Source organism: Clostridioides sp. ZZV14-6154 (assembly GCF_020657785.1).
Lineage (GTDB): Bacteria > Bacillota > Clostridia > Peptostreptococcales > Peptostreptococcaceae > Clostridioides.
Window position 1 is genome coordinate 1 of sequence record NZ_JAGWCY010000025.1, and the last position, 5,625, is coordinate 5,625.

Consider the following 5,625-nt stretch of genomic DNA (forward strand, 5'->3'; position numbering starts at 1 on the left):
TCCTGAGCCAGGATCAAACTCTCAAATAAAAGTTTATCAGGCTCAGATACTATTGTTATCAAAATATCTGGCTTTATGGTTTGTTTCTTGTTTTATAAATTAACCTACTGTTTAATTTTCAAAGTTCTTTATGTTTATGCCCTTTTCTTGAGGACAAGTATTACTATACCAACTTTTTCTTTTAGAGTCAACAACTTTTTTTACATTTTTTATTTTTAAATTACCACTTTACCTCTCTATTGTAATATTATCCACATTATAAACAACTGATTCATATTGCTTTAACTTATTATATTAAATATTATCCACATTATAAACATATTTATCCACATATTACATAATTTATTATTTTTTGAATAAAGATAAATCCATATGTATAATCATTTCTCATTAGTCTGCTTATTTATATGATAAAATATGTTTACAACTTGAAAACTTTAGTTGAAAATGCTTACTTTAGTAGCAGCATTATTTTATCTCAAAAATATTAATAATAATATTAGTAGTAATAATAGTACACAAGCATATAATTTTATTAAAGTATTTATCAATACCTTAATATTTACTTCATAAATTTGTAGATTAACTAAAACGCTCACAATCTAACTAAATATTTTAGTTTCCTAGCCGAGAATCGATTAAACAATTTTTAATTTTTGAAACTCTGTCTAAAAAGAATATACATTAAAACAAACTAATATATTATAAAATCAAAGCTATAACAGTTAATCTAATATAATTACATTTTATATAGCACATAATTAAACAAAAACTTTTTACATAAAAATAGACGAATGTAAATATATTTTTACATTCGTCTATTTACGTTCTATTCTGCTATAGATAAATCGTCTTTCATATACTGCTCAATTAAAAACACTTTTTTATACTTTAGGCTCTTCTGAACATCAATTATTCTTTGATTTGATGAACCTCTAAATTTTAAACTTATATCTTTTTTTTCATCTATAAATCTTCCGTCTACTAAAACATCAATCTGCTTTAATAGGTTCAAGTTTTTGAAATATGCACTATTTTTTTTATCTAGTAGTTGTTCAAATGTAAATCCTGTATAGGACCATACATCTAATCCAGTCTTTTTAGCTTCTTTTGCTATTTCTTCTAATGGTTCTGGTTGTAAAAATGGCTCTCCACCTGATAGTGTAATACCCTTTTGTAATTTTAGTGACTTTATCTCATTTATAATTTCTTTTGTATCCATATAAAAGCCACCACATAAATTATGTGTTTGAGGATTATGACATCCTTTACAATTATGAACACATCCTTGAGTCCATATTACCATTCTTAACCCTGGTCCATCAACTATACTGTCATGACTTATAGTAGATGACATTCTTATCTTCATAACTTATTCCTCCAAATAAAACTATCTATGTTTTACCCTATCTTTAACTTCAGCTTTTTTTGCATTATTAAATCTGTCAACTGTACCAACTAAATATCCTGTTATTCGTCTTATTCTTTCAAATTTAATATCACTTTCATCTTCATTTCTTCCACATACAGGACATATATTACTTGCTATTACTCCTGAGAAACCACATATAGGGTCTCTATCTACTGGATGATTTATACTTCCGTATCCTATACCCAAATCTTTCATTGCTTTTATGACAGTTTCAAAAGCTTCTAAGTTATCAGATGGATCTCCATCTAGTTCTACATATGTTATATGACCTGCATTAGTAAATTCATGATATGGAGCTTCTATCTCAATTTTGCCATATGCACTTATATTATAATAAACCGGAACATGGAATGAATTAGTATAATACTCTTTATCTGTAATACCTTTAATTTCTCCATATACTTTTTTGTCTATTTTAGTAAATCTTCCTGAAAGACCTTCTGCTGGAGTACCCATTAAAGAGAAATTTAATTTATATTTGTCTGTAGCTTCATCCATTTTATGTCTCATATATGATACTATTTTTAGTCCTAACTCTTGTGCTTCCTTACTTTCTCCATGATGTTTACCTGTAAGAGCAATAAGGCATTCTGCTAAACCTATAAACCCAATAGTCAATGTTCCTTGCTTTATTACTTCTTTTAATGCATCTTCTGGTCCCAAATCATCAGAATCTTTCCACACACCTTGCCCCATTAAAAATGGGAAGTTTTTCATTTTTTTATTTCCTTGAACTTCAAGACGCTCTAATAATTGTTCTATAATTAGGTCCATTTTCTCATCTAGTTCTTTAAAAAACTCATCTAAATTAGTTTTATCATTTTTTATAATTCCATGTTTTATACCTAATCTTGGAAGATTGACAGTAGTAAAAGATATATTTCCTCTGCCACTAACTGTTTCTGGTCCACATACATTACTAAGTACTCTTGTTCTACAACCCATATATGTAGCTTCTGTATCTGGATCTCCTGCTTTATAATATTTAGCATTAAAAGGAGCATCTAAAAAGCTAAAGTTAGGAAATAATCTTTTAGCTGATACCCTACATGATAACTTAAATAAATCATAATTAGGATCTTCAGGATTTAAATTTACACCTTCTTTAACCTTAAATATCAATATTGGGAAAATTGGTGTCTCTCCATTACCTAAACCTCTTTCTTGTGATAATAATAGATTCTTAGTTACCATTCTTCCTTCTTCAGAAATATCTGTTCCAAAATTTACACTTGAAAATGGTACTTGTGCACCTGCTCTAGAATGCATTGTATTTAAGTTATGTATAAATGCTTCCATAGATTGATATGTCTTTTTATCAGTTTCTTTATATGACTCTTCAAATGCAAAGTTTTGCATGTTCTTTATAAGTTCTTCATCAATATTAAATGTTTCTCTTAGTTTTTCTTTTTCAGAGTTTAAATACAATTCATCTTTTTTAAGACCAACTTTTTTATTTGTTTCTTTCTCTGTTCTATATACTATGTCCTTTATTGCTTCATTATTTTCAATTCCTTTAAACAATTTTAATGCTTTAGCTAAGTTTCCTATGTAGAATTTTTTAAATGTCTTATACACACCTTCAGACAAACCATAATCGAAAAATGGTATACTTTGACCTCCATGTTGATCATTTTGATTACTTTGTATCGCAATTGCAGCTAAAGCTCCATAACTCATTATATCTTGTGGTTCTCTTAAGAAACCGTGACCAGTTGAAAAACCATCCTCAAATAGTTTTTTAACATCTATCTGACAACAAGTTAATGTTCCCATATTTAAAAAGTCCATATCATGTATATGTATATCTCCATTATCATGTGCGAAAGAATGTTCTGGCTTTAATATATGAGTCTTACAAAATTCTTTGGATACAGTACTTCCATATTGTAACATTGTTCCCATAGCTGTATTACCATTGATATTTGCATTTTCTCTTTTTATATCAGCATCTTCTGCATCCTCAAAAGTAATTTCCTCTATTGCCTTCATTAATCTTGTTTTTGAATTTCTTATTCTACTTCTTTCAGTTCTATATACTATGTACTCTTCACTAGTTTTTGCATGACCTGTTTCTATAAGAACCTTAACTACAGAATTTTGTATGTCTTCAACACTTGGAACTGATTCAGAATATTTATGATTTAGCAACTTTATTACTTCTTGAGTTAGTTGCTCAGATAACTTATAATCAGGTACAATACCTTCTCTTTCTGCAACATTTGTTGCTGCTAAAAATATAGCTCTTGTTATTCTATCTTCATTAAATGGAATCACTCTTCCATCTCTCTTTTTTACAAACTCAACCAATTAAAAAAACCTCCTATTACTATATATTGTATTTTATTAATCTACATACCACTATATGTAGTATATTAAGTCTAAAAAAATCCCCTTCAACTAAGTTAAAGGGATTATCTTAATAATTACTATATTAAGATTATCAAATTTGTACATAATAGTCAAACTAACGCAAATCATTGCAAATACTATGTAGATATTTTGAACATCAGCGTTTGTAACAACTTTGGAAGTCAAAATTTTTTTCTCTTTTTTTTACACTAATTTTAGGCAAAAAATACTTATTTTCATATGTATTAATATATATATCTACAAATTTCCTTATGTACATTTTTCAAATTTGTCGTATAATATAAATAATAATTTAAAAGGGGGCATTTTATGTTATCAAAAAGACTAAACTTTATAACTCCATCCTATACAATAGGTATTAGTTCAAAAGTTAAAGAAATGGAAAGTGACGGAATTAAAATAATCAACCTTAGTATAGGAGAGCCTGATTTCAATGTACCTAATGTTGCAAAATCTTATGGAATTGACTCTTTAAATAAAGATTGTACTAAATATGATTTAGTTCCTGGATTGAAAATACTTAGAGAAGAAATCTGTAAAAAACTTATGGAAGAAAATAACTGTAGATATTCAATAGATGAAATAGTTATATCAAGTGGAGCTAAAAATTCTATAACAAACACTTTGCTAGCGTTAACAGATGATGGAGATGAAGTGTTATTGCCAAAACCATATTGGGTTAGTTATCCTGAAATGGTTAAATTAGTTAATGCTATTCCAGTTTTTATTGACACTAAAAAAGAAAATGGATTCAAATTAACAAAAGAAGAACTTGAAAAATCTATAACAAGCAAAACAAAAATTCTTGTAATAAATAATCCTTCAAATCCTACTGGTAGTGTCTATACAAGAGATGAGTTGATTGAAATTGTAAAAGTATGTATACAGAATAAAATATATATTTTGGCAGATGAAATATATGAAAAAATCTGTTACACTGGAAATTTCACATCAGTTGCTTCATTAAGTGAAGAAGCAAAAGATATAACTATAACTGTAAATGGTTTTTCTAAATCAGCTGCTATGACTGGATTAAGATTGGGCTATACTGCTTCTAATAAAGCCATCGCTAAAGCAATGAGCTCTATACAAGGACATCTTATATCACATCCAAGCTTAACATCACAATACATAGCATATGGAGCTTTAAAAGATTGCTCGACTGATATATATGATATGGTTAAAACATATAAATCTAGAAGAGATTTAATCACATCTAAATTAGATTATATCGAAAATGTAGAGTATGTAAATCCAGATGGTGCGTTTTATGCTTTTATAGACCTTTCTAAGATAGCTGAAAAGTTTAAATACAAAGATAGTTTTTCTATAGAATTTTGTAATCAATTTTTAGAAGAATACAATGTAGCAGTTGTTCCTGGAATAGCATTTGGTATGGATAAATATATTCGTATATCTTATGCTTGTAATGAAAATACTTTCTTGGATGGATTAGATAAATTAAAAGAATTTGTATCTAAGATAATGGCATAATAATTTTAATCAAACAATTTTTAAATTATAAGATATTAGATGATAATTAATAGATTGTGTATCTATATAATATATTTAACATCGTAATTAAAAACTTAAATAAAATAAAAACCTATTGATTTTCATATCAATAGGTTTTTATTTTATTTCTTATATTAATCTAGAATTTTATTTTAAACTTTAAATCAATACGACAAATAAAAAAATTACGTGGCTACGTCCTACTCTCCCAGGCAGTTTCCCACCAAGTACCATCAGCGCTAGAGAGCTTAACTTCTGTGTTCGGAATGGGAACAGGTGTATCCTCTCTGCTATTGTAACCACAT

At 27.7% G+C, this 5,625-nt stretch carries 3 protein-coding genes and 1 rRNA gene; 1 reads left to right on the top strand and 3 read right to left on the bottom strand.

Translation table 11 applies throughout. From position 1 onward, the window contains the following. Positions 1-829: 829 nt before the first annotated feature. Entirely contained in the window at positions 830-1,369 is a 540-nt protein-coding gene (gene nrdG, locus KGF45_RS19365) for an anaerobic ribonucleoside-triphosphate reductase activating protein (RefSeq protein ID WP_227830474.1), read from the bottom strand. A 21-nt stretch (positions 1,370-1,390) separates the two neighbouring features. Beyond that, positions 1,391-3,742 (bottom strand): anaerobic ribonucleoside triphosphate reductase, encoded by a 2,352-nt coding sequence (locus KGF45_RS19370; protein WP_227830475.1) that lies wholly within the window; start codon positions 3,740-3,742, stop codon positions 1,391-1,393. 372 nt (positions 3,743-4,114) lie between these two features. Here KGF45_RS19370 and KGF45_RS19375 point away from each other — a divergent pair, with 372 nt between their 5' ends. Then, a complete protein-coding gene (locus KGF45_RS19375; protein ID WP_227843071.1) occupies positions 4,115-5,299 on the top strand; it encodes a pyridoxal phosphate-dependent aminotransferase in 1,185 nt (394 codons plus the stop codon). A 208-nt stretch (positions 5,300-5,507) separates the two neighbouring features. Here the strand turns inward: KGF45_RS19375 and rrf are convergent. Then, a 5S ribosomal RNA gene (rrf, locus tag KGF45_RS19380) occupies positions 5,508-5,624 on the bottom strand. Position 5,625 lies beyond the last annotated feature (1 nt).